Annotated in this window: 21 protein-coding genes; 6 read left to right on the forward strand and 15 right to left on the reverse strand. The window is 59.0% G+C overall.

Annotated elements, in window-relative coordinates; all coding sequences use genetic code 11:
- Positions 1 to 70: 70 nt before the first annotated feature.
- Both ACE04I_RS01845 and ACE04I_RS01850 read left to right on the forward strand, forming a co-directional pair.
- Positions 71 to 2137, forward strand: coding sequence for an ATP-dependent helicase (locus tag ACE04I_RS01845; RefSeq protein ID WP_046793213.1), 2067 nt, complete (start codon positions 71 to 73; stop codon positions 2135 to 2137).
- Between the two features lie 428 nt (positions 2138 to 2565).
- Positions 2566 to 3204: a class I SAM-dependent methyltransferase gene (locus ACE04I_RS01850; RefSeq protein ID WP_046793212.1), complete on the forward strand. Its 639-nt coding sequence runs from the start codon at positions 2566 to 2568 to the stop codon at positions 3202 to 3204.
- A gap of 81 nt (positions 3205 to 3285) precedes the next feature.
- On the opposite strand, the gene ACE04I_RS01855 is transcribed toward ACE04I_RS01850, so the two are convergent.
- The 5 genes from ACE04I_RS01855 to pdxR all read right to left on the reverse strand — a co-directional run bounded on the left by ACE04I_RS01855 (position 3286) and on the right by pdxR (position 6960).
- Positions 3286 to 3582 (reverse strand): hypothetical protein, encoded by a 297-nt coding sequence (locus tag ACE04I_RS01855; protein ID WP_046793211.1) that lies wholly within the window; start codon positions 3580 to 3582, stop codon positions 3286 to 3288.
- Between the two features lie 48 nt (positions 3583 to 3630).
- On the reverse strand, positions 3631 to 3855 hold the full coding sequence (locus tag ACE04I_RS01860; RefSeq protein WP_487206441.1) for a hypothetical protein: 225 nt from the start codon (positions 3853 to 3855) through the stop codon (positions 3631 to 3633).
- Between the two features lie 127 nt (positions 3856 to 3982).
- Positions 3983 to 4192: a cold-shock protein gene (locus tag ACE04I_RS01865; protein WP_046793684.1), complete on the reverse strand. Its 210-nt coding sequence runs from the start codon at positions 4190 to 4192 to the stop codon at positions 3983 to 3985.
- 401 nt (positions 4193 to 4593) lie between these two features.
- A complete protein-coding gene (locus tag ACE04I_RS01870) occupies positions 4594 to 5001 on the reverse strand; it encodes a hypothetical protein (protein ID WP_487206442.1) in 408 nt (135 codons plus the stop codon).
- A 459-nt stretch (positions 5002 to 5460) separates the two neighbouring features.
- A complete protein-coding gene (pdxR, locus tag ACE04I_RS01875; protein WP_082118254.1) occupies positions 5461 to 6960 on the reverse strand; it encodes a MocR-like pyridoxine biosynthesis transcription factor PdxR in 1500 nt (499 codons plus the stop codon).
- A gap of 163 nt (positions 6961 to 7123) precedes the next feature.
- On the opposite strand from pdxR, the gene ACE04I_RS01880 reads away from it, so the two are divergent.
- Positions 7124 to 8191, forward strand: a complete 1068-nt coding sequence (locus ACE04I_RS01880) for a D-alanine--D-alanine ligase family protein (protein ID WP_487206443.1) — start codon at positions 7124 to 7126, stop codon at positions 8189 to 8191.
- A 6-nt stretch (positions 8192 to 8197) separates the two neighbouring features.
- Here the strand turns inward: ACE04I_RS01880 and gcvA are convergent, their stop codons facing one another.
- Positions 8198 to 9100, reverse strand: coding sequence for a transcriptional regulator GcvA (gcvA, locus tag ACE04I_RS01885; protein ID WP_046793208.1), 903 nt, complete (start codon positions 9098 to 9100; stop codon positions 8198 to 8200).
- 138 nt (positions 9101 to 9238) lie between these two features.
- Between gcvA and ACE04I_RS01890 the strand changes: the two genes are divergently transcribed.
- Both ACE04I_RS01890 and ACE04I_RS01895 read left to right on the forward strand, forming a co-directional pair.
- Positions 9239 to 9859: a glutathione S-transferase family protein gene (locus ACE04I_RS01890; RefSeq protein ID WP_046793207.1), complete on the forward strand. Its 621-nt coding sequence runs from the start codon at positions 9239 to 9241 to the stop codon at positions 9857 to 9859.
- A gap of 12 nt (positions 9860 to 9871) precedes the next feature.
- Positions 9872 to 10915, forward strand: a complete 1044-nt coding sequence (locus tag ACE04I_RS01895; RefSeq protein ID WP_487206444.1) for an LLM class oxidoreductase — start codon at positions 9872 to 9874, stop codon at positions 10913 to 10915.
- A 20-nt stretch (positions 10916 to 10935) separates the two neighbouring features.
- Here ACE04I_RS01895 and ACE04I_RS01900 read toward each other — a convergent pair whose 3' ends face one another.
- Positions 10936 to 11634, reverse strand: a complete 699-nt coding sequence (locus ACE04I_RS01900) for a pentapeptide repeat-containing protein (protein ID WP_487206445.1) — start codon at positions 11632 to 11634, stop codon at positions 10936 to 10938.
- Between the two features lie 178 nt (positions 11635 to 11812).
- Here ACE04I_RS01900 and ACE04I_RS01905 point away from each other — a divergent pair, with 178 nt between their 5' ends.
- Positions 11813 to 12808 (forward strand): substrate-binding domain-containing protein, encoded by a 996-nt coding sequence (locus ACE04I_RS01905; RefSeq protein WP_046793682.1) that lies wholly within the window; start codon positions 11813 to 11815, stop codon positions 12806 to 12808.
- A 60-nt stretch (positions 12809 to 12868) separates the two neighbouring features.
- On the opposite strand, the gene ACE04I_RS01910 is transcribed toward ACE04I_RS01905, so the two are convergent.
- From ACE04I_RS01910 to ACE04I_RS01945, 8 genes are all read right to left on the reverse strand, one after another.
- Positions 12869 to 14134, reverse strand: a complete 1266-nt coding sequence (locus ACE04I_RS01910; protein ID WP_046793204.1) for an ABC transporter substrate-binding protein — start codon at positions 14132 to 14134, stop codon at positions 12869 to 12871.
- A gap of 40 nt (positions 14135 to 14174) precedes the next feature.
- Positions 14175 to 15011 carry a carbohydrate ABC transporter permease gene (locus tag ACE04I_RS01915; protein WP_137326737.1) on the reverse strand — a complete coding sequence of 279 codons (837 nt, stop codon included), beginning with the start codon at positions 15009 to 15011 and terminating at the stop codon, positions 14175 to 14177.
- Positions 15008 to 15940: a carbohydrate ABC transporter permease gene (locus ACE04I_RS01920; RefSeq protein ID WP_487206446.1), complete on the reverse strand. Its 933-nt coding sequence runs from the start codon at positions 15938 to 15940 to the stop codon at positions 15008 to 15010. Before ACE04I_RS01920 ends, ACE04I_RS01915 begins: the two co-directional genes overlap by 4 nt.
- On the reverse strand, positions 15933 to 17087 hold the full coding sequence (locus ACE04I_RS01925) for an ABC transporter ATP-binding protein (protein ID WP_046793201.1): 1155 nt from the start codon (positions 17085 to 17087) through the stop codon (positions 15933 to 15935). Before ACE04I_RS01925 ends, ACE04I_RS01920 begins: the two co-directional genes overlap by 8 nt.
- Positions 17084 to 17911 carry a metallophosphoesterase family protein gene (locus ACE04I_RS01930; RefSeq protein ID WP_046793200.1) on the reverse strand — a complete coding sequence of 276 codons (828 nt, stop codon included), beginning with the start codon at positions 17909 to 17911 and terminating at the stop codon, positions 17084 to 17086. The genes ACE04I_RS01925 and ACE04I_RS01930 overlap by 4 nt, the downstream gene beginning before the upstream one ends.
- 438 nt (positions 17912 to 18349) lie before the next feature.
- A complete protein-coding gene (locus ACE04I_RS01935) occupies positions 18350 to 19888 on the reverse strand; it encodes a hypothetical protein (protein ID WP_487206447.1) in 1539 nt (512 codons plus the stop codon).
- A gap of 189 nt (positions 19889 to 20077) precedes the next feature.
- The gene (locus tag ACE04I_RS01940) at positions 20078 to 21274 is read right to left on the reverse strand and encodes an HlyD family type I secretion periplasmic adaptor subunit (RefSeq protein ID WP_046793199.1); all 1197 of its coding nucleotides are present in this window, start codon (positions 21272 to 21274) and stop codon (positions 20078 to 20080) included.
- Between the two features lie 10 nt (positions 21275 to 21284).
- Positions 21285 to 23525, reverse strand: coding sequence for a type I secretion system permease/ATPase (locus ACE04I_RS01945; RefSeq protein WP_487206448.1), 2241 nt, complete (start codon positions 23523 to 23525; stop codon positions 21285 to 21287).
- Positions 23526 to 23531: the final 6 nt, after the last annotated feature.

Below are 23531 nucleotides of genomic sequence, written 5' to 3' on the forward strand. Positions count from 1 at the left end.
CGCTATGTTCCACTTTTGTTCAGCGGCGCTGAATAGCGGATCAGCGTCCAAGAAAGCCACGTGAGACCGAATGACTACGGCATATCTCGAGAAGCTCAATGATCGCCAGAGGCAGGCGGTCGAACATGGGATTGGCCTGCCGGAAAGCGGGATCGGCGGTCCGCTTTTGATCATCGCAGGCGCCGGCTCGGGAAAGACAAACACCCTTGCACATCGGGTCGCCCACCTCATCGTCAATGGAGCCGACCCGCGTCGCATCCTGCTGATGACCTTCTCTCGCCGGGCCGCCGCGGAGATGAGCCGCCGAGTGCAAAGGATTTGCCGACAGGTCCTCGGTGACACGTCGGCGATCATGACAGACGCGCTAACCTGGGCGGGCACGTTCCACGGGGTAGGTGCGAAGCTGCTACGGATCTATGCCGAGCAGATCGGCCTGAACGTCGACTTCAGTATCCATGACCGTGAGGACTCTGCTGACCTGATGAATCTTGTCCGGCACGAGCTTGGGCTCTCGAAAACGGAAAGCCGCTTCCCGACGAAAAGCACCTGCCTCGCCATCTACTCGCGCGTCGTAAATTCGGAAAGTTCCGTCATGGACGTGCTCAAGTCTTCATATCCTTGGGCGGTCAATTGGGAGCTGCAGCTCAAGGAACTGTTTGCAGGATATGTCGAGGCGAAGCAGGCGCAAAACGTCCTCGACTACGACGACCTCCTGCTCTACTGGGCGCAGATGGTGTCCGAACCCGATCTTGCCGACGATGTTGGCAATCGCTTCGACCACGTCCTCGTCGACGAATATCAGGATACGAACCGCCTTCAGGCGTCTATCCTGTTCTCGCTCAAACCCGGCGGGCGAGGTCTCACTGTCGTCGGCGACGACGCCCAGTCGATCTACTCGTTCAGAGCAGCAACCATTCGCAATATCCTCGACTTCCCGAACGAGTTCTCTCCCCAGCCGGCAGACGTGATTACTCTGGAAAGGAATTACCGCTCGACGCAGCCCATTCTGGCGGCCGCGAACGGCGTCATCGACCTCGCACGAGAGCGATTCACGAAGAATCTCTGGTCGGATCGGCAGTCGGAGCAGCGGCCTCTTCTGGTGACCGTGAAGGACGAGGCTGATCAGGCCGGCTATATCGTCGAGCAGGTGCTTGCAAACCGCGAGATCGGCATTCCGCTGAAGAGCCAGGCCGTGCTGTTCCGTTCCTCCAGCCATAGTGGAAATCTCGAAATAGAACTCACACGGCGCAACATCCCCTTCGTCAAATTCGGCGGCCTGAAATTCCTCGATTCCGCCCACGTCAAGGATTTGTTGGCCGTGCTGCGTTTCGCCCAGAACCCACGCGACCGTGTGGCAGGCTTTCGCCTTCTGCAGATGCTCCCAGGCGTCGGCCCTCAGACGGCAGGGAAGATTCTCGACACGATCGCCGCTGACCCGGAACCACTGCAGTCGCTTGCGGAAATTCCCCCACCGCCGAAGAGCGGCGACTGGCCTGCTCTCGTGACGCTGCTGTCAGCCCTGCGCAAAGTGGAGGCGGGATGGCCGGGAGAGATAGCGCTCGCGCGAACCTGGTACGAACCGCATCTCGAGCGGGTCCATGAAGATGCAGATACGCGCAAGGCAGACCTGCTGCAGCTTGAACAGATAGCAAGCGGCTATGCCAATCGCGAACGCTTCCTGACCGAGTTGACGCTGGATCCACCGGACGCCACCAGCGATCAGGCTGGGGTGCCGCTGTTGGACGAGGATTATCTGATCCTGTCGACCATTCATTCCGCCAAGGGGCAGGAATGGCGGTCGGTGTTCATGCTGAATGTAGTGGATGGATGCATCCCGTCGGATCTTGCGGTCGGAACGACGGCGGAAATCGAGGAAGAGCGTCGTCTCCTCTACGTCGGGATGACCCGCGCGCGCGACAGCCTCACACTTCTGACGCCGCAGCGATTTTTCATCGGGGGACAGAATTCGCAAGGCGACCGTCACGTCTATGCCTCAAGGACCCGTTTCATCCCCGCGACACTGCTGCAGTTCTTCGAGGCGACCACCTGGCCGCAGATCAGTGCATCGGCCGGAGAACGGAGCGCGCGTCAGGTCAGGCTGGATGTCGGCGCCCGAATGCGCGCAATGTGGAAGTGATGGCTGACGCTGATCTCGGGCGGGCTGTGTGCTTGCAGCGCGTAACGCTATCCTCCCTCTCCCGAGCCGACCGTACTGTATCGGACCAGTTCGCTTTCGAGCTGTAGGAAAGTTGGTGCGGCGGCGACCCGTAAACCGCTCTCATGCTCTATTTTGGATCACTCGCTAACAGCTGGCTTGCTACCGACGGTGGAAACTATCCGCAGGAAGGCGCCGATGGGACCATTCAAGCGGCGCAACATTCAAGACGGAAGAGCCAGGCTGATCCACCTAAGCGAATCAAGCCCATTCGTGATCTCCGCTTCAAGAATCTTCTGCAGGCGCGGTGAAGTGGCGCCCGATGAACGTTCACGCCCGCCCGAGCTTAGCGTATGATTTCGAGAAATTCTTGCTCTGACCCTCAGTAAGTTTGTCACGAGGCACCGATCATGAACATAGCCAGCGATGTCCGTTTCTGGGACCGGAGTTCACGCAAGTATGCCCAGGGTGCGATCACGGATCAGGCCGGGTATGAGCGCACGTTGGACCGGACCCGTGCGCTGCTGGGATCAAACGGCCGTGTTTTGGAGCTGGGCTGCGGAACAGGGACGACGGCGCTTCGACTGGCAGGCGATGTACAAAGCTATCTTGCGACGGACATTTCCGCTGGAATGATCGCGATTGCCGAAGAGAAGCGCGCCGCGGGCCCCTTCCCCAAGCTTGCCTTCCGCACTGCGACCGCAGAAGCGCTTATGTCTGAAACGGGTCGGTTTGATGCAATTCTGGGCTTCAACTACATCCATCTGGTCCGCGATCTGCCCGGCACGCTACGCTGCATCCATGCCTTGCTTGCACCTAATGGCTTGTTCATTTCCAAGACGCCCTGCATCGGAGATATGAACCCGCTCATCCGGTTTGTCTTGCTGCCCGCGATGCGCGTGATCGGTAAAGCACCCTATGCCGGCGTCTTCGGGGCGGCGGACCTCGGCCAGCATATATGTACCGCAGGCTTCGACATTCTTGCCACTGAGAACCACGCAACGAAGGGTAACGAACCACGGCCCTACATCGTGGCTCGCAAGAGGTAAATGTGGGCGGCCGAGGCTGGACCGTCGCACGTGAGAGTAAATTCGTCCTACTAAAGGTGGTCGTGGCACATCAACAGAGACTTATGTCGTCCGCGGCCGAGGGTCAGATTGCTCGAAGGTGAAGGAGGTCAGGAGGTTCGTGACAATGTTGGTCGCCTTCTCCTTCACCAGAGTTTCTGTCCATTCATCCGTTCCTCTCAGCCTGAGGTCGCTGTAGATGCTGTCAACCGCACCCTCTTCGAGGCGCTTGATATGTGTCGTGAAGGCGACTTCACTATGAGATTGATAGAGGTCACGGACGACCATGCGAAGGATTTCCTGCATTGCGATCTGCCATGCCGTCGTGCTTGCCTGAAGTTCGAGCGTATCGTCTGCCATGGGATGTCCTGCATTGGTGGATTATCTAGGTGCATGGTGAAGCTGGCATCACGCCTGTTTTGCCCGCCTCGTAATGAGAGCTGAGGTTGCTCTCGCACGGTCATCCGACTCTTTTGCCAGCCGGGCTTCCCGCAACCGAGCCATCTTCGCATCGCGAGCCTGCGTTACGAAATCTTGCTCTTCCACTGCCTGGTCTCTGGCAAAGAACTGGCTTTGTACCTTGCTGAAGGCGCTTTCCGCCTGTTGACGAGTCTTACTGAACATCTGTGTCATGGATTCCCTTTCTCGGGCTCGGCCGTTCTGTCGGCCAAAAAAAACCGGGCATCACGCCCGGCTTTGGTTGGTTCATGCCCTCGACAGTGCCAGTACATCCGTGGTCAAAGGAGAGCAGGTACCGATATTAGGCAGCCTGGAGATTGCAGGCCGACATCTTGCCCGACTTGCTGTCGCGCTCCAGCTCGTAGCTGAGCTTTTGACCTTCGACGATTTCGCGCATGCCTGCACGCTCGACAGCCGAGATGTGGACAAACGCGTCAGCGCCACCGTTGTCAGGCTCGATGAAGCCGAAGCCCTTGGTGGAATTAAACCATTTAACTGTGCCAGTGGTCACGATGAACCCTTTCGTAGCATTAGTGATCGACCACAATGTCGGTGACATCGTGGATGGTGATAGCGATGTTTTTAAAGGAAAGGTTCGTTCAGGCGCGGTGCCAATCGCGCGGTAACCAAAGCTCAGCAAGAAAAAGATCGATAAACGTTAGATAGTAGTTGGCAGTCATAATGTCAACCAGTAGTTTCGGCGCATGATCCGACATCTACGCCTTTACCCGGACCGCGCGCCCTGCGCGTTATTCCAGCGGGACAAGGACTGTTGGCTGTTCGCCCTCGCATGTCTGCTTTTGGGCCGATAGGCGCGATGACGCAAAGCGCCAATTGCGGCCATGAATTGAACCGGCAATGTGCATGTCCCAAATTGGTTAGGCGGTCAATTTGCATCTGCCGATGCGCACTCTAGCGGATGCGTGGAACTACTGGATTTTCAAGAAAGCGGTGTCGGAAAGTTCTCGCCACAACCACACCTAATCCAAACCCGGATATCAATCTTGCCAGCAAAAGATCAGGCAATGAATAGGACACCAGCCAATAAAAGGTGCCAAATGCCAATAGCGATGCCGCGACAAGGTTAAGTTGGCGGTCCGTAGCTAGTCGACCAAAAGCCACAAAGTGAAAGCCAGTGACACTCCCCACCAAGCATGGCAAAAACTGACCGAGAGTTATCGTCGGCTTCATCGTAAACGTATCCAACAGGCAAAAGATGGATGCCAATAATCCGGTACCCAATAGCTGCAACACGGCAGCTCCAACGAGTCGTGTTCCGCCGGAATACTTCGGTTTCGAATAACGAAAATAGGTGACCAAGGCGTTCTCCTTTGAAGTGCGGCGCCGTCGATGGGCTGCGACCGCCTTGAAATTCGTACGACCTCAACCAAAGTTGAGGTCAAGGGGAGAGACAATGGCGCGAGAGTAACCGTTGGATAGATAGCGGCAGAATGGGTGGACACCCCGTGTTAGTTCGCTTCGGACCGAAACGCGTCGTTCACTCAAAGAAATTCCCACGCCCTCACCTTCAGCGTTTCGACAAACGAAGCTCAGAACAAACCTCGCAACAACAGCACTCAAGCCGAGAGGGCTAAAGTTTAGGGACATTGTTACGGCCGAAGCAGTCGTCGCTTGAGATTTTTCCATTTACCGTCGCGATGATCGGCGGACATTCTTGCACTCCAGCCCCGGCTCTGGAATGGATGGCCATAGCTCTCAACGCCTGGCTTACGCGGCGGGCACTGAAGCCCGACCAAGCGATAGCACAGGGTCCAAAGCCTAGCCGTCCACGAACGCTTTGCGTCTGAAAACTTCCGCAAGAAGCCATGTTCCCTGATCCGCTTCCTGTTCCGAAAGCGCCGAAAACCCAAGCAGCAGCCTCGACGTATCGGTGGAAGCCACGTTCATCCGCGAAAGCGGCATGACGACGACGCCCTTCTTCAGAGCCGCGGAGGAAACGGCAGTGTCATTGCGCCAGGTTCCGGTGCTTTTGACCGTGAGATTGATCCCCTGATCCGGCAGCAGCACATGGACATGTTCGGCCATGCGTTCGGTCAGGAAACCCGTCAGCATATCGCGCGAGGCGCGAAGTCGTTCTCGCAGACGGCGGAGATGCGCAGGAAAATAGCCCTCCTCGAGGAAATCCGCGATCACGCGCTGCTGAAAGGTCGGGGGGCAGCGGTCGACCGCCGGACGCACCGCCCTGAACGCACCGACCAGATCGGCGGGAACCACCAGATAGCCGATCCTGAGGCTTGGCAGCAGGGCCTTGCTGAACGTGCCGGTGTAGAGAACCCGATTGGCCTTATCGAGGCCATGGAGCGAAGCGATCGGATGTCCCTGGTATCGAAATTCGCTGTCATAGTCGTCCTCGACGATCCAGCAGTCGTTTTCCTCCGCATAGGCGAGGAGGCCGAGCCTTCGCGAAAGCGAAAGGACCGACCCAACCGGATATTGATTGGAGGGCGTCACGTAGAAGACCGAGGGCGGCGGAATAGCACCGACCAGTAGTCTTTCCGTGTCAAGCCCATCCCGATCGACGGGAAGACCGACGACGTTGATACCGTTCAGCGCCAGGCATTGCCTGGCAGGCGGATAGCACGGGTCTTCGACGATGGCCGTATCGCCTGGCGTCATCAGCACGCGAAAGGCAAGGTCGAGCGCCTGCTGCGTTCCTGCCGTTATAAAAACCTGATCGGGCGTACAGCGCACGCCGCGCGAGACAGCAAGATGCGCGCCGATGGCAGCCCGCAATGCGTTTTCGCCCTGGATGTCTCCATAGCCTTCGAAGGCGTAATTCACGTGGCGCGCCGCAATGCGGTTCAAGAGCCGAGCCGTTCGTTCGTCATGGGCGATACGCCCGGTGACGAACGGCAAAGCCTTCTGCGGCTCAAGGCTTGGGCCGCGGGTGAGGATCGCCGTTGCCGCGGCCGACACGGTGCGGCGGATCGGACACACGCCCTCCCCGCCCGGCTGGTCGATGCGCGCGACGCTTTCGGGAATGGATGGGGCGATATAGGTCCCGGACCCATGGCGGGCGACGGCAAAACCCTCCGCGATCAGGATTTCATAGGCTTCCGCAATGACGCCGCGCGAAATCTTCCACTCTGCCGACGCAAGACGGGTTGAGGGCAGGCGCTGCCCGGCTGTGAGCCGCTTCTCCGCCACGGCGTTTCTAAGCAAGAGGTAAAGTTGCCTTGGCAAGGGCGCTGCGGACGAAGGGTCGATCGCGGGCTGAAATCCCGCAGACGGCTCTTCGCGTCTTCTCTTCAGTATCACGTGCAGTTCCCAAGTGGCTCAAGCGTCTCGGATAAAGTGGCTCTGTTATACTCCCAAAAACTGCCCTTAGAATGAGCCACTTGCAAGCGCCAATGACGAAGAAGATATCGATCATCAGAAGCTTTGATGTGCCTTCCGCTCGACTTTCCTTCAGGAGATTTTCATGAACCCATCCATGACAAGGCTGCGCATCGCCGTGCTTTTCGGCGGCCGTTCCAGCGAGCACGACGTTTCCGTCATGTCGGGCACCAACGTGATGCGGGCGCTCGATCCACAGAAATATGACGCACTGCCCGTGTTTGTCACCCGTGAGGGGCGATGGCTGCAAAGCCGCTTCGGCAACGGGGACCTCGAGCGGCCCGCGACCGGCATCGAAATCTGCCTCGTGCCGGGCGGGCGCGGTCGTTTCCTGATGATCGGACCTGACGGAAAGACTGCCGAAGGCGGCAGGATCGACATTCTCTTTCCGGTTCTTCATGGTCTGCACGGGGAGGACGGCGCGGTGCAGGGCCTTTGCGAGGTGGCGCGCGTGCCTTTGGCTGGCTGCGGCATCCTCGGATCGGCGACAGCACTCGACAAGGATATCGCCAAACAGCTTTTAAAGGCCGCCGGGCTGCCGGTCGCCCGCTCGGTGACGATCCATCAGGAAGTGTCGCCCGTCCTGGAAGAACTCGAAGGCGAGCTTGGCCTGCCACTGTTCATCAAGCCCGCCCGGCAGGGCTCGTCGGTCGGCGTCAGAAAGGTCTCCGGCAGCCAGGAATTCGCGCCGGCGCTCGCCGAGGCATTCGAGCATGATCGCAAACTGCTCGCCGAAGAATTCATCGCCGGACGCGAGATCGAATGCAGCGTGCTGGAAGATACGAAGGGCGGTCTCTTCGTTTCGCGTCCGGGCGAGATCGTGCCGGCCGAAAGCCACGGCTTCTACAGCTATGACGCCAAGTATATCGACGAAGCCGGAGCGGCGCTGAAAGTACCGGCGGAGCTTTCCCCGGAGGTCGAAGGAAGGATGCGCGAAATGGCGGCCCGCGCCTTCCGCGCACTCGGCTGCGACGGCATGGCACGCGTCGATTTCTTCCTGATGGGAGACATGCGTCTCGTTGTCAACGAAGTGAACACCATCCCCGGCTTCACCGATATCAGCATGTATTCAAAGGCGATGGCCGCAAGCGGCGTCGGCTATTCGGAAATCATCGATCGGCTGGTGGAACACGGGATGGCGAGAGCTGCGTGAAAAAGCTCACACAAACCTGGTTGGCTCTGCCGTCGCTTCCGTCTTCAGCCACGAGAGGAAAGCGTCGATTGGTTTGAGTTGAGAGCCTTCCGGTAACGCCACCGCGTAGTATGCAAAATCGGTCGGCCAAGTGATGTTGAGCGCCAGCGCAAGTCGACCTGCTTCAATCTCCTCCGTCGCGTATATGTCACGCACCAGGGCCAGACCCTGACCGGCAATAGCGGAGCGGATCAGTAGCAGATCGTCATCGAACGATGGCCCGCGATCGGCCCTTGGATCATTTGGGAGACCTAATGCACTGAACCAGAGCCGCCAGTCCGCCCGGTCGGAATCCTGCAAGAGCGGCCAGTTCAGGCAATCGGCTGGCATGCGAATTTTTGGGCCGGAGGCCAGCAAGGCAGGCGAGGCAACCGGCAGAAAGACCGGAGCCATAAGGCGCTCGGTCCTGAGGCCTGGATAGTGCCCAAGCCCATGGCGGATGGCGATATCAACCCTATCGCGGCGCAGGTCGACCAAGGCGGAACTTGCCTCGACCCGCACCTCAACATCTGGATGGTTTGCGGTGAAGCGCCCGAGACGCGGAACCAGCCACGAGGCCGCGAAAGAAGGCACCGTACTGATCGTCAACGTTGGCCGAGCGCGTGCAGCCTGCAGCCGTTCCATGCTGCGGCTGATCTGGTCGAAGGCTGCTACCAGCGCGGGGTATGCCTCGGCGCCAGCTGCGGTCAGATCGACCCCATAGCGGGTGCGCGTGAAGAGCGGAATGCCGACGCGCTCCTCCAGAAGACGAATCTGCTGGCTAACGGCACCCGGTGTTACCCCCATCGCTTCGGCCGCGCGCTTTACGCTGCGGTGACGGCCCGTCTCGGCAAAGGCACGCAGTGCCAGAAGGGGTAGAACAGGGTTCATAATTTAGAATTCCTAATGTCTTTGACGAGATCGTATCGTTTCAGAACGACATACTGTCCATATATTAGTGAAGTCATCCCGGCCTCAAAAGATGAGCCTGGCTTAATTCAGAGGATGACCAATGATTCCGGCACTAGCATGCTGACGCTTTACACCGATGCCTCACCCAATGGTTTCAAGGCCACGATCGCGCTGGAGGAACTCGGCCTGCCATGGCGCCTCGTCCATGTCCGTATCGACAAGGGCGAACACCGCGCGCCGGAGTTTCTGGCGCTGAACCCGCATGGACGTGTTCCGGTGCTGTCGGATGACGAGACTGGCGCCGTCCTGTTCGAATCCGCGGCGATTCTGCTTTATCTCGCGGAGATGAGCGGCAGACTTCTACCCGATGGCCTTGCCCGTTGGGAAGCGATCAAATGGCTGCAGTTCCATGCCGCCAGTATGGGCCCGATCTTGGGGCAGCGAGTGCATTTCGAGATTTTCGCAGATGAGAAGATTGCCCCGGCCATCGACCGTTATCGCCGCCTGAGTGAGGAGGCTTTCGCCACATTGGACGTCCGACTGGGCGAGCACGAATGGCTTGCGGGTAACGACTATTCCATCGCCGACATAGCGACCTTCGGCTGGACCCATATCACGGAGATCTGTGGTTTTTCCCTCGCCCATCACCGCCATCTGTCGCGCTGGCACTCGCAGATGGCGGCCCGGCCTGCCGTGCAGCGCGGCATCATCCTGCCTGAACCCGCGACGGCCCCTTGAAAGGACAATTCAATGCAAATTGCTCATCACCCGCAGGGCGTGATCCCAGGCGGCGCTTCCGCTGACGCTTTCGTCGCCCATCCTGGCTATCGTCGCATGTTCGCACCGGACCGGCTAACCCTTGGCATCTTCCTTCCTCTGCGGTTCTGGCAAGGAGACATGGCGGTATTGCAGTCACAGGGGGATCTCGTTGCAAAGATCGATCAGCTCGGCTTTGCCGCCGTCTGGCTGCGCGATGTGCCGCTCTTCGATCCGGGCTTTGGCGACGCTGGGCAGGTGTTCGACCCTTTCACCTATATGGCCTGGCTGGCTGCCCGGACCTCTCATGTCGCGCTGGCGACGGGAAGCGCGGTGTTTTCGCTCCGCCATCCGATCGATCTGGCGAAAATGGCCACCACCATCGATCACCTCTCGGGCGGGAGATTGATCATGGGTATTGCCTCGGGTGACCGTCCGGTGGAGTTTCCCGCCTACGGCATCGACTTCGACAGCCGTGCGGCCCGATTTGCGGAGGCCGTTTATTGGTTCCGCCAACTGGTCGGCCAGGGTACGCCCGCATTGCGGGGACATCTCGGCACGCTGCAAGGCGCGGATATGTTCCCGAAAGCCGTGACGGGTCGCATCCCGCTCATCGTGACCGGATCGAGCCGCCAGCCTCCGGACTGGATCGCCGCCCATGCCGACGGCTGGCTGACCTATCCACAGGCCGCTCACAACTCGGAGGGACCGAAGCGCCTGGCGCAAAACATTCACGCCTGGCGAGCGCGCATACCCGATCGTGGTTTCCGCCCGCATATGACCAACGAATGGCTGGATCTGGTCGAGGATGCGGATTTTCCCCGCACGCCTCTGCGCGGGGGGTTCGTACTACGCACGGGACGCAAGGGATTGATCGATCTCCTGGGCGAGTGGCGGGAGGCTGGCGTGAACCACGCCGCGCTCGGCATCCAGTTCGCTGAGCGCCCAGCGGCGGAAATCATCCAGGAACTGGCCGAGGACGTTTTGCCGCTTTTCCCCTCCCATGATGGTCCGGCGCCTTTGGCGGCACGATGGTGAGCAGGCGGGAGAAATCATCCTTACGCCACCTTGAGACCCAACTGTCCGACCAGTTCGGCAGCCTGCGCTTTTGATATTACGGCTCCTTTGAAAGATTTGACATCGGTAAGCTTGATGCCGCCGATGTCGGCGCCCCTGAGGTCGGCATCTTCGAAGCGGCAATCCACGAGATTGGCGTCGCGCAGCGAGCAGCCGGCAAAAACCGTTTCCCGAAAATCGCAAGCATGGAGATCGGCATCGCTGAAATCGACCTGATTTAGCAGGGACTTACGGAATGACAGCTTTGGAAGTTTCGCGAGCGAAAGCATCACCTCCTCCAGCTTCAAGCCGAGGCTTTTCACATCTGACAAGTCCGCGCCGGTCATTTTGCATCGCAGAAGCTTGGCGTGGGCCAGCGACGAGCGGCGGAAGCTGGCGTTGTTGAAGTCACCTCCGTCAATGATAGCCTCGGTCAGGTCCGCACCATTAAAACTTGCGAAAGCTCCCCTGCATCCCACAAATCGCGACTCTTCAAGTGCGCTGCCGTCGAACTCGGCGCGGATCAATCTGCACCGCTCGAAATGCCATCGCGTGAGGTGAAGCCGGGCAAGATCTTCGCCCTCCATTACGCAGTTGGTCAGCTTGAGACGCCGGCCGGCATCGGCATGGCGCTCGATCTCCAGCCGGCTCAGTTCCTCGTTCTCCAGGATGACATCGAAATCATCATCTATGGCATCCATCGGCTGCTCCCCGCTCGATCCTGATTTGCAACGTTGTATCACGACCGGCCGCAATTGGACCTCTGGCGTGGTCCTTTTCCCGATGGGACCGGATCGCTATAAGACGCCGGTGGGCCAGGACGAAATATCTTGCGCTTGCTAATGGCCACCAGGGGTGAGGGTCTACCGGATGCGTGCGATCGCCACGCTTGAAGACGTCGCCAGTCGCGCAGGCTGCTCCATCAGCACGGCAAGCCGTGTTCTCAACGGCACGGGTCCGGTGAGCGAGGACATGGAGCGGCGTGTCCGTCGCGCCGCGGCCGAGATCGGCTATGGCGCTTCCGGCAGCAGGACGACGAGCGGCAAACGCGGACGGCCGGTCGTCGGTGTTCTGGTGCCGAGCATAACGAACCCGGTTTTTTCCGCTTCAGTTGGGGGCATCCAGCATCGGATGCAGGCAGCCGGCCATGGCGTGCTCATCGCACTTTCCAACTACGAGCCCGACGAGGAACTGGCCGCCGTTGCGACGCTTCTGGCGCAGCGCCCGATCGGCCTTATTCTGACGCTCTGTGGCACCGGGGACAGCGAGGTGCTGAAGAAGGAGCTGCCGCCGACCGTGCTCCTCAACAATCTACCGATGGGCCGCTTTTCCGCCGCCGTCACTGTCGACAATTTCGCCGCCGGTCATGAGATCACGCGCTTCATCCTGTCAAAAGGACATAGCCGGATTCTCTTCGTTTCCGGGCACTTCACGTCTTCCGATCGCGCCTTGTTGCGCTACAAGGGATATTGCCGGGCGATGAAGGAAAACGGCATCGCTCCCCTCGATGCCGTGCAGATCGCCTTTGTGGACGGCTACGACAATCTCGACCTCATCGATGCCGTCGAACATTTCAAGCCGACCGCCATTATCGGCTCCAATGATCTGATGGCGCTCGGCGTGATCGGCGCGCTCAGACGGCAGGGGATGTCCGTACCGGATGACATGTCGGTCGCCGGCTTCGACGGGATTTCCATTGGCCGGCTGATCGACCGGCCCCTTACCACCATCGAAATGCCAGATGCCAGCATGGGAACGGCTGCCGCTTCCTTGCTCCTCGACATTGCCGCCAGCGCGCCGGCCAGACATCTGCGCCTCGATCATCGGCTGTTTGCCGGAGAGACCGTGCGCGATATCCGGCAGGCTGGCGGTTAGATAAAAAGCAAAAAGGGGCGCCGGCAAGCGCCCCTTCCAGCAAGTCGTCTGGAAGACGGCTTAGCTGCGCGGCAGAAGCCTTTTCACTTCCTTGGCAGCATCATCCAGTGCTTCCTCGCCCGTCGCCTGCTGTTCGACGACGCGCGACAGGTTTTCAACGATCGTCTGGGTAACCTTCACGCCGTTGGAGCCGGGGAAGGAATACCAGGGGATCATGCGGTCCATCTGTGAAAGGCCGGCAACGAAAAGGGGGTTTTCGTTGTAGAAATCGCCGAGGTATTCCGCAGATTTCGCGGCCAGCTCATTGTTCGGCACATAGCCCGTGCCGGGAACCACGACGGAGGCGCCATAAGGACCGGCGGCGAATTTGGCGAACGTCCAGGCGGCCTTCTGCTTCTCTGCGTCGCGGGTGAGGATGACGACGGCATTGCCGCCGGTCGGCAGCTTACCATTTGCCGCATCGATCAGCGGGATCTTGGAGGTGCGCAGATCGAACTTGTCTCCGACGCTCTTGATCGTGTTGCGCAGCGCGCCGGTGGTCTGGAAGGCAAAGCCGACCTTGCCCGCGACAAAAGCCTGTTCGCCAGCCTGCTTGGTGAAGACCGGCAACGCTCCCGACTTCACCATGTTTTCCAGCACCGCTACCGCCTTCTTACCGTGTTCGTCATTGAAGGCCACGGTCTTCTCGTCCGGGCTCAGCATGGTACCGCCGGCGCCGAACAGGAGGGCCGAGAACATCCAGTCGTCGCCCTGCCAGCGAAAGTCGATACCTTCCACGCCATCGCCGAGCGCCTTGATCTTGGTGGCAAGCTCGATGACCTCATCCCAGGTCTTCGGTGGATTTTCCGGATCGCCGCCCGCTTTGCGCACCAGATCGGCATTATAGTACATGATCGGATTGGAGGTCGCGAAAGCAAGGCCCACCTGCTTGCCGTTGACCTGGGCCAGCTTCAGGATGTTATCGGAAAAACCCTGCTCGGCCATGTTGCCGTCGGCGGCGATGAAAGGCGCGAGATCGACCGGAATGTCGCGCTCGTTAACCATGCGCAGGCGGTTCAATCCGATGAAGGTGATATCCGGCATTTCCGCCGTGCCGGCCTGGCGCATGATCGTCTGGATGCCTTCCTCATAGGTCGCGGAAGGATTGGCGAACTGGATCTTGATGTCCGGATTTTCCTCCATGAACTTCTTGGAGATGTTGTCCATCACATCCTTGAAGAAGCCCGGCATCGGGTAGTGCACGGTCAGGGTGGTTTCGGCATGGGCCGGAAGCGTGATCGCTGCCGAAACTGCCGCTGCGGCAAGAGCGTGTCTGATGAATTTCATGGCACGGTTTCCTGTGTTGACGATGGTGAAGAAAAACCGGTCAGCCTTTGAGACCGGTCATGGTGATGCCCTCGATGAAGCGTTTCTGTGCGGCGAGAAATGCGAGCACCAGGGGAAGGGTGATGATGAGGGTTGCGGCCATCAGCGCGCCGTAATCGTCTCCGGCCTCGGCAGCGCGAAAATAGAGCAGGCCGAGCGGCGGGGTTGCGTAGTTCTGGTTGGTGACGACGATCAGCGGCCAGAACAGGTCGTTCCAATGCGCCACGACGGAGAAGATCGCAAAGGCGGTGATGGCGGGCCAGGCGTTCGGCACGATCACCCGCGCGACGATGCCGGCCTCCGACATACCGTCCAGCCTTGCCGCGTGGATCAGATCGTCCGGCATGGCGCGGAAGAACTGCAAGAACAGGAAGATCGCGAAGACGGAGATCGAGAACGGAGCAACGAGCGCCGTGTAGCTGTTCAATATCGCCAGCCGGTCGAAGGCGACATAAAGGGGTAAGGCGGTGGCGTGGATCGGAACCAGCAACCCGAGCATCACCAGGCCCATCATGGCCTTTGCCGCGCGAAACTTCAGCTTGGCGGTGGCATAGGCGCAAGGGATGGCGACCACGACCTGGATGACGAGGATGAGCCCGCACACGATCAGCCCGTTCAGGAGCAGCGTCGGCATGGATACCCGCGTCAGGGCCTTCATGACATTGGCGCCGTAGCTCCAGGTTTCGGGGACGAGCGACAGCGAGGAAGAGAATATCTCGCTCTGCGACTTGCCAGCCGTGGAGATCATGAAGATGTAGGGCGCGGCGAAGACGAGAGCGCCGAGGGAAAGCAGACCGAAACGGATGATGCGGCCGATCGAAAGACGCGACTGGTTCATGAGTAATGCACCTGGCGGTCGAGGACACGGTATTGGAGGAACATCAGCGCCACGAGAATGGCGAGGAAGACCACCGTCATGGCAGAGGCGTAGCCAACGCGCAGATAGACGAAGCCCTCCTGGTAGATGGTGAAGAGCAGCACTTCGGAAGCCTTGTTGGGCCCGCCCTCTGTCAGTGTCTTCACCGTCTCGAACACCTTGACGGAATTTATGATGCTAATGACGACGACGAAGAGCGTGGTCGGCCCGAGCATCGGCCAGGTGACGAGGCGAAACCGATCGAAGGCCGAACGGGCGCCATCCACCTCCGCCGCGGCATAGAGCTCGCGGGGAATGGCGGTGAGACCCGCGAGAAACAGCACCATATTGAAGCCGACCGACTGCCAGATGCCGACAATGGCCAGGCTCAACAATACGGTGCTGGATGAGCCGAGCCAGTTCGGCCCTTGGATGCCGAAGAGCGCGAGCGCCATGTTGACCGGCCCGATGCTCGGATGCAGCATATATTGCCAGACGGTCGCCATAGCGACGAGAAGCGATGCGACGGGCAGGAAATAGATCGTGCGGAAGAAAGCTCGCCCTTTCGTCTCGCTCTCGATCAGCATGGCGATGCCGAGCCCGATCAGGATCGAAAACGGCGTGACGATCGCGGCATAGGCCAAGGTATTCCACAGCGATATGCGAAACGTCCGGTCGGAAAACAGTTCCGCGTAGTTTTCGAAGCCCACGAAACGGAAGTCGTCATATCCCAGTTCGAAATCGGTAAAGCCGAGAACAAGGACCGCGACGACCGGCAGGATGATGAAGAGCGTCATCAGAACGAGCGCTGGCGCGGCGAGCAGCCAGGCGATGCGGGCTTCGCGCGTGGCCGCCTTGCGCTGCGCCACTTCCGCCGATGTGAAATGCAGGTCCGCCGTCGCGTCAGCCATGGGATCGCTCCGGAATAAGCGCCACTTCCGCCTGCACGGCCAATCGCCTGCCATCTCCGTCAAAAACCATGGCCTTTTCAGGCTGCATGGCGAGATGGACCGGCTGGCCGGCGCCAATCCCTTTCGCTTCGGAAGGCGTCAACTTCATCACGACTGTCTCGCCGATCGCGTTGAGCCGCGCGAAAGCGGTCACTTCGGAACCCAGGAATTCCAGGCGCTGCACCCTAGCCGGAAGGCCGGATGTCTCCACCAACCCGACGAATTCCGGGCGGATGCCGATCGTCACCTCGGCTCCAGTGGCCAGCTCAGGTGAACACAGCGCAATTGGGCCGAATTGCACGCGACCTCCGGCACCGACCTTCGCCGGCAGCAGATTGATGCGGGGCTGGCCAATGAAACGGGCTACCTCGATGTGAGCGGGATCGTCGTAGATCGCCTGCGGTGTGGCAAGCTGCAGCAGCTGGCCGCCGATCATGACCGCAACGCGGCTTGCCATGGAGAGTGCTTCAGACTGGTCGTGCGTGACGTAGAGTGCCGGCACGCCGGATTTCCGGTGCAGTTCCACGATCTCGCCACGGGCATGGACGCGAAGGTTGGCGTCGAGGTTCGAGAGCGGCTCGTCCATCAGGAACAGACCGGGGTGACGCACCATGGCCCTCGCAAGCGCGACGCGCTGACGCTGACCGCCCGACATCTGTCCCGGCTTGCGGTCGAGGAGGTGATTGATCTTGAGGGAGGCGGCCATCGCCTCAACCTCCCGGCGGATGCCGGCGCGGATCTGTTTCTGCCCAGGAAGGAAAGAGCCGATGAACGGCATGCGCTGCCATGTCGTCAGCCGGCGCATAGCAAGCGGAACGGCGATGTTCGCGGCCGCCGTCAGATGCGGATAAAGCGCGTAGGATTGAAACACCATGGCCACGTTGCGGTCGGCTGCTCTCAGCGACGAGAGATCGCGTCCGCCAAGCGTGATCGTACCGCCATCGGCATGCTCCAGGCCGGCGACGATGCGAAGGAGCGTGCTCTTGCCGCAGCCCGACGGGCCGACCAGCGCGATGAATTCCCCGGGATCGGCCTCAAGGCTGACACCCTTGAGGATTGCGTTGCCGCCAAAGGACTTGGTGATGCCGTCGAGGGAAAGAACACTCATTCGGCGGCCACCTTCTTTGCAGCCTGCGGATAGACCTCCTCCACGACATCATCGAGCAGGTATGGGATCAGCCCTGGAACGGAGACCAGCCGGCTTTCCACCTTCTCGCCGAGCTCGTGAACGGCGGCACCGACGAGTCGCTCGCCCGGCATGACCCGCTCCAGATCTCCCAGGATGAAAGAGGCGGGCGGCGCCCACACGAGGGAGAGAGCCTCATGGTTGCCCGCCCAGCTCCAATGCAGGTGACCGCTCGCGAAAAGCATCACTTCGTTCTGGCGCATAAGATCGAAGAAGTGCCTCCGCAGCGCCTGCGGCACACCCCAATAGCCAGTCTCGCCCTCCAGCGGATCGTCCACGAAAAGGGGCTTATGTGCGAAGATCGCGACGCGGCGCTGTTCGCGGGAGGCAAGCGCCTCCTCAAACCAGGTCATCTGCGCCGCATCCTCTTCGTCATTAAGACCGACAAGCAGGCTGTTGAGTCCGATCAAGCGCCATTCTGCGCGGTCCTCGAACCAGCGATCGGGGCCGACAAGGCGGCGCCAGCGGTCAAGGCGATCCGTGGTTACGGGCTGCGTCGGCGCGCAGAAATGTCCGACATCGTGATTGCCCGGCACAAGCAATACCGGGACGGAGAGCTGGCGGATCAGATCGGCCGCAAAGATGATATCTTCCTCGTATCCGGCACCATCGACTGAAAGATCACCGGTATGGATGACCAGATCAGGCTTCTGGTCTTCGATCCATTGCCGGAGCGGTTCCCAGTTGCCATTGAAATGAGGTTTCAGGGCGCTGAAATGGGTATCGGTGATCTGAATGATCTTCACGGTTCTGCTCCGCAGGTCTGGTCCTGGCTGCGGCACGATCGCGATGGAGACCGGCAGCCGTTCTGGCGCCGTCTTTAGGAGAGGTCGGTGTCAGTGATGTGAAATCGCTTTTCAGCGAATTTTCAATTTTGTCATGAAATCGAGGCGAAAAGATCAGTGCTGTCGCCGGGAACGGGCGTTGGCGCCCAATCATGTTCGGCAGCCAAGCCCCTCAATTTTGAGGATAGCTCCGATAACACTTAAGCAGCAGTATATGGCTGCCGTTCCCCCAAACCCCAATCTCGACGGTAGAGAGGTCCATACCCTGCTTGGCAGCCTGGCGCGGGCCTCTCTCTTTTTGATGGCTGGTCTTTCTGACAGGTCATGCGGTTGCTGGCCGATGCCTAAGCTCAATAAACCGCAGGCGGAGCATTCGAGATCACTCGGGCTAGGGCGTTGTCAGGCCACAGTTGCCAAACGCTGCGGACCACTCTCTCCTCCTCCTCCCAATCGCCGCAAAATCTGCTTCTCGAGATATGCTTTGTAGGCAATCAGGCCTGAAAGATAATGTTCAACATCGTCTATGCGAACACGAAACGCATGATGCCGTATGAAGAACGAGCCCAATATGCGCTCCGGATTTCGCATAAACATCGCATATTCCGGCCAAAAATGGCCGTTGAGCAGGTGGTGGACGCGTTTGTCCAAGGCCTTTTCAAATTTCTTCAGATCAACAAGCCCGAGCAGATGACGAAGTCCGGGAAGTGAGTTCAAGCGCGTCAGCGTTTGCGATGTCGCCATCATCAACTCCAGCAGCGTTGGAAAGGTGGTAATGCGTGTTGCTACGAAATCCAGATAGTCGGCCACATTGTCTATCGCGAAACGGAAATACTCTTCGCGCGGCCGATATCGTGTCAGTTCATTGACGCAATATCCCAGCCAATGATCGTGATGTCGTGCATAATTGTTCGCGATAAAGTGCCCAAATGCCATTTCGACGGAATCAAGCCATTTTTGATCACCGGTGAGCTCATAGAGCCGCATCAGAGCAAAAGCCGCCTCTCCCTCGTAGTAAATGGTCCGATATTGCTCACGGGTTTCAAGTGTGGGAAACATGAGCACATGACGAAACGCACCGCTTTTGCGATCCTGCATGAAGCAAATGCCTTCCGCGAGTCTGGCCATCAAGGCGGCATTCGCCTCGGTTCCAAACACCTGAGCATGTTTGGCAAGTGCCAGCAGTGCAACCGCATTGCCACCTAGCTTGATTTCAAGGTTGCGCTCCGTAAGGAAGGCCGCTGGCGTGCCATCTGCCAGATCGACCTGCTTGATGAAGTCGTGCGTCATCTTTTTAAGGGACCGCTCGATCGCGCACCGAAGCTCCTCATCTTGTGTGAGTTCATAAGCTTCGATCATCGCGTAGGTCGTGCTGGCGTGTCGCAGCGTATTGTAGGCGTTGATCTGTCGGTCGAAGCAAGGGTGATAGCCGTAGACGAAAAGTCCGTCTGGGCAAACCTGCCTGGTCAGATAGCGCGATGCGTCGGAAATCAGCGAGGAAAGCAAAGGTATTCCGGCCTCGCCCACCACTCGACGGCCCGCCTTAAGACCCGTAGGATGCAGAGGAAAAATGTCGTCGCCATCCAGAAACAGGCCGGCGCCGGAAAACAGGTAAATCGGCTGGCCGCTGCAAAAATCCGGTTCCGGCAGTCCCGGAAATCGTGACCTGAAGTAGATCAGAAAATTCTTCTCATTCAAGGTTGCGGTGTCAATTCCTTTGCCACCATAGAGCATGGCGTTGGCATTTAATTCCTGCTCCAGGAAGGCACAGGAGAAACCCTCATCAAGTGCCAAACCGAGGCGGAAATAGTTGCGTTTTGTTGACGAGAGTAGCTCTCGAAGCCCAGCCCAGTTAACCTTGTGAACCTCGCCCGGCCAGTCCACCCGCAACCACCGCAAAGGGCGATCAAGTTTCAAAGCCAACTCACGGATAGCCGCCATTCCCTTCTGCCAGCTGGACTCGAAGGATGAGCCGGTTGCCGTTATTACCTGCGCCCTGGCCCTACCGTCTGAACACGAGAAGAAAAGGACGACGGGGGGGTGCGGGGATGCAAGAGGCTTAAAACTCACCTTTGCCTGTCTGCGCATCTCATTCAAATGTGTGGAGGAAAACATTGCCACGGACATCTCTCAACGTTCTCTCATTGCTTCGCGTGCTTTGTTGAACGGCTTGATCAGATAGTCGAGCACGCTCTTCTCGCCAGTATGTATATCGACTGTTGCAATCATGCCCGGGGCAATGGGAAACCGCTGGCCCGCTTGGTTGAGCAGGGCGTCGCTCTCGGTTTCGACGAACACCCGGTAATAATAGATTTCCGGATCGATTTCGTCCTGGATCGTATCTGGCGAGATGGTGGTGACCTTGCCTTGCAATGCCCCATAGATGGAGTAGTCGTACGCCGTGATCTTGACTGTGGCCCGTTGGCCGGGATGGATGAACGCGATGTCGCGCGGCGAAATCCGTGCCTCGATCAGCAGCTGATCTCCGAGCGGAATGATGTCCATGAGCTTCCCGTTGGGCGGCACAACTCCGCCAATGGTGGAAACCTCAATATTTTTAACAATGCCGCGCACAGGAGATCGCAGGGTCATGCGCGCCAAACTGTCTGCCTGTCCACTAATGACAGATCGCAGCGAGGCGACCTCCGCATTGGCCTTTGCGAGTTCTTCGCGCGCCGAAACGACGTATTGCGTACTGGTCTCGACCTTCTTCAATTCGAGTTCCGCAAGTTCTCGCTTCAACCGGATGATCTCTACGGCGCTTGCAGCTCCGATTTTTGAGAGCCCCTGATTCACTGCAAGCTCTTCACGCACGAGCGCGGCCGATTCATCAATCCAGGACAGCGTTTCAGTAAGGTTGCGCTTGCGCGCTTCGAATAACTGGGTCTCGCTGGTGATCAGGTCGGAATAGGCGGCGAGCTCCTCAGGGAACGTCAGCGGCTGTTGATTGACCTCCGCGGTAAGGCGCGAGGCGCTTGCCAGAGCGGCTCGATATTTTGCGGCAGATTCGCCCACGTCCGACTCTGTCATCGTGGGATCAAGCTGTGCCAAGATCTGCCCGGCTTCGACGATCTGGTTTTCCCGCACATGCAAGATCGACAGGATGCCACCTTCAAGCGACTGTACCACCTGTTCTTTGCGGATCGGGACCACCCGTCCCGAACCTGTGGAGACTTCGTCAAGTATCGCAAAATAGGCCCAAAGCAGTCCGGTTGATATGCATAAAGCAAAAAGCGCGACAACGCGCTTGGCACGGGAAAGCCGAACGTCGTCATCGCCGCCGTAGTGCCAGGTTTCGAGTTTGTCATTATCGGCAAAAATAGTCATTACGGCACCTTCACATCTCTAACACGGAAGCACCGTGGCGGCTCGACTGGACGAGGTCCGAGGTCGGGCGCGCCGCAGCTGTGCGGTTTGACGCAGAAGGACCGGTTGTACGCGGCTGTGCCTTCAGCTTGAGGAGAGCTTCGGCCTTGCTCGTGTTCATGATAATGCGACCAGCATCCAGTGCGACCACCCGCTCTGCTATATCCAGCATGCGCATGCGGTGGGTCGCGACCACGACCGTCTTGCCTTTGCTCCATGTCCTGAAGCGTTCGATGAAGAGGCGCTCGGTCACTTCATCCATGGAGGCGGTGGGCTCATCCAGGAGCACAACGTTCGGATCACGGATAATGAGCCGTGAAAGAAGCAAGGATTGCTGCTGGCCACCCGACAATCCTCGTCCGCCTTCCTGGATGACATGATCGAGTCCTCTCGGGAATAGACGGATGAAACCGTCCGCCCCAGTGATCGAAAGAGCATCTAGCAGCGCCGACTGCGGAGCGTTTTGCGCTCCAAGCATCACGTTTTCGCGGATGGTGCCGTAGAAGAGCCGCGATTGCTGCGACACGAGACCGACGTCACGCCTAAGATCCAGGGGATCGATATGGGCGAGAGCCAGATTGTCGATCAAAGCCTCTCCGGTAGCAGGCTCGATCATACCGGATAAAGCCAGGAGAAATGTCGACTTGCCGGCGCCATTTCCACCGAGCAGCGCGACCTTGTCACCGGCATTCATCATGAAATTCTCCAAAACGAGGGCCGGACGTCCGGAGAATTGCCCGTAGTAAAAGGATGCTGATTTGAAATGATAGCTGCCCGAAAGGCCGCTGACATTGATTTTCGTTTCGCTGTCAGGATGATCGAGCGGCAGCTCCATGATGCTGGTGAGGCCCTTCAGTCCGATCTTGGCATGCTGATACCGGCTCAGCACCTGTGTAAGCTGCGCCATCGGAGCCATCATCCTAGACCCAAGGATCGAGCAGGCAACGAGTGAGCCGGTGGTCATGTCTCCAGCCATGACAATCGGCGCGCCGCAGAAGACGATAACCGCGAAAACTCCTGTCTGCACCAGATGCGCCCAGCTGGACAAAGTATTGGTCAACGAGCGGAGCCGCAGCTGGGAATCGGCGTTCGCGGCGTTAAAGGTATTCCACCGTTGCTGGAATAGGTTTTCCGCCTGGAGGACCTTGATGTCCTCCATTCCCTGAACCGCTTCAACAAGCATCGCGTTGCGTAGCGCGGATTCGCGCATGGCCTCCCCGGCAATCTTGCGCAGCCGTCTTTGGGCAAGCAGGCCCGGCGTCACCAGCAGTATCAGCGCAACGGCCGGGATCACGGCCAAGATACCGCCGATATACCAAAACATCGCCAGGAAGATCAAAAAGAACGGCAGGTCGGCAATCGCGGCAACCGTGGTAGAGGTCAACAGCTCTCGGACCTGCTCCAGATCGCGCAACTGTGAAATGAACGTTCCCGTCGCTACCGGGCGGTGTTGGTTCTTGACGCGCAATGCATGCCCGAAGACGCGATCAGAGATCTTTATGTCGGCGCGCTTACCCACGACGTCGATGATGGCGGCCCGCACGCGCCGGATCATGAAATCAAACCCTAAGGCAAGCATGACGCCGCTAAACAGGACAGACAATGTCGTCATGGACTGCGCCGGCACGGCCCGATCATAGACCTGCATGGAGAAGATGACGCCAGCCAGCGACAGGGTGTTTGCGATGAATGTCGCCAGCAGCACATAACCATAGGGACGAAGGTCCTTGAGCGCGAGCTCGTGAAACCAGCTTCCACTCCTTGCCGGGACCTGCTCGACACGCTTATCGGCGCTCTGCCGCGCATCGCGCGCGATAAGAAGATAGGCGATGCGATCGCTCAGGTCCTGCAGCGATAGCACCGTCCAGTGCCCATTGTCTCCGCCAAATATGAGCTTTACCTGATCGCCCTCGAGGGAAACTGCGAGCCCGACAGAACCGTCGCGCAGCTGAAGCAGCATGGGTAGCCGGCGCGCGCTAATGCCTGCTGCCACAGGCTCGATCGCTCGCACCTCAATTCCGAACCGCCGCGCCAGGCGCTCGATACGCTGGACAGGCGGGACATCTTCTTGCGCAATCGCGAAGTAGCTGGCGGCGAACTTCGAGTGCGGAATCCCCAGTCGTTCTGCAAGATGTCCGAGGACCTCGACCCAGGCTTCGCCCGGAATGAGGTCGGTGGCCGTAATCTCAGAGCCAGTCAAGGAATGAATCATTCTTCC

The sequence above is a fragment of the Rhizobium moroccans genome (genome assembly GCF_057559155.1).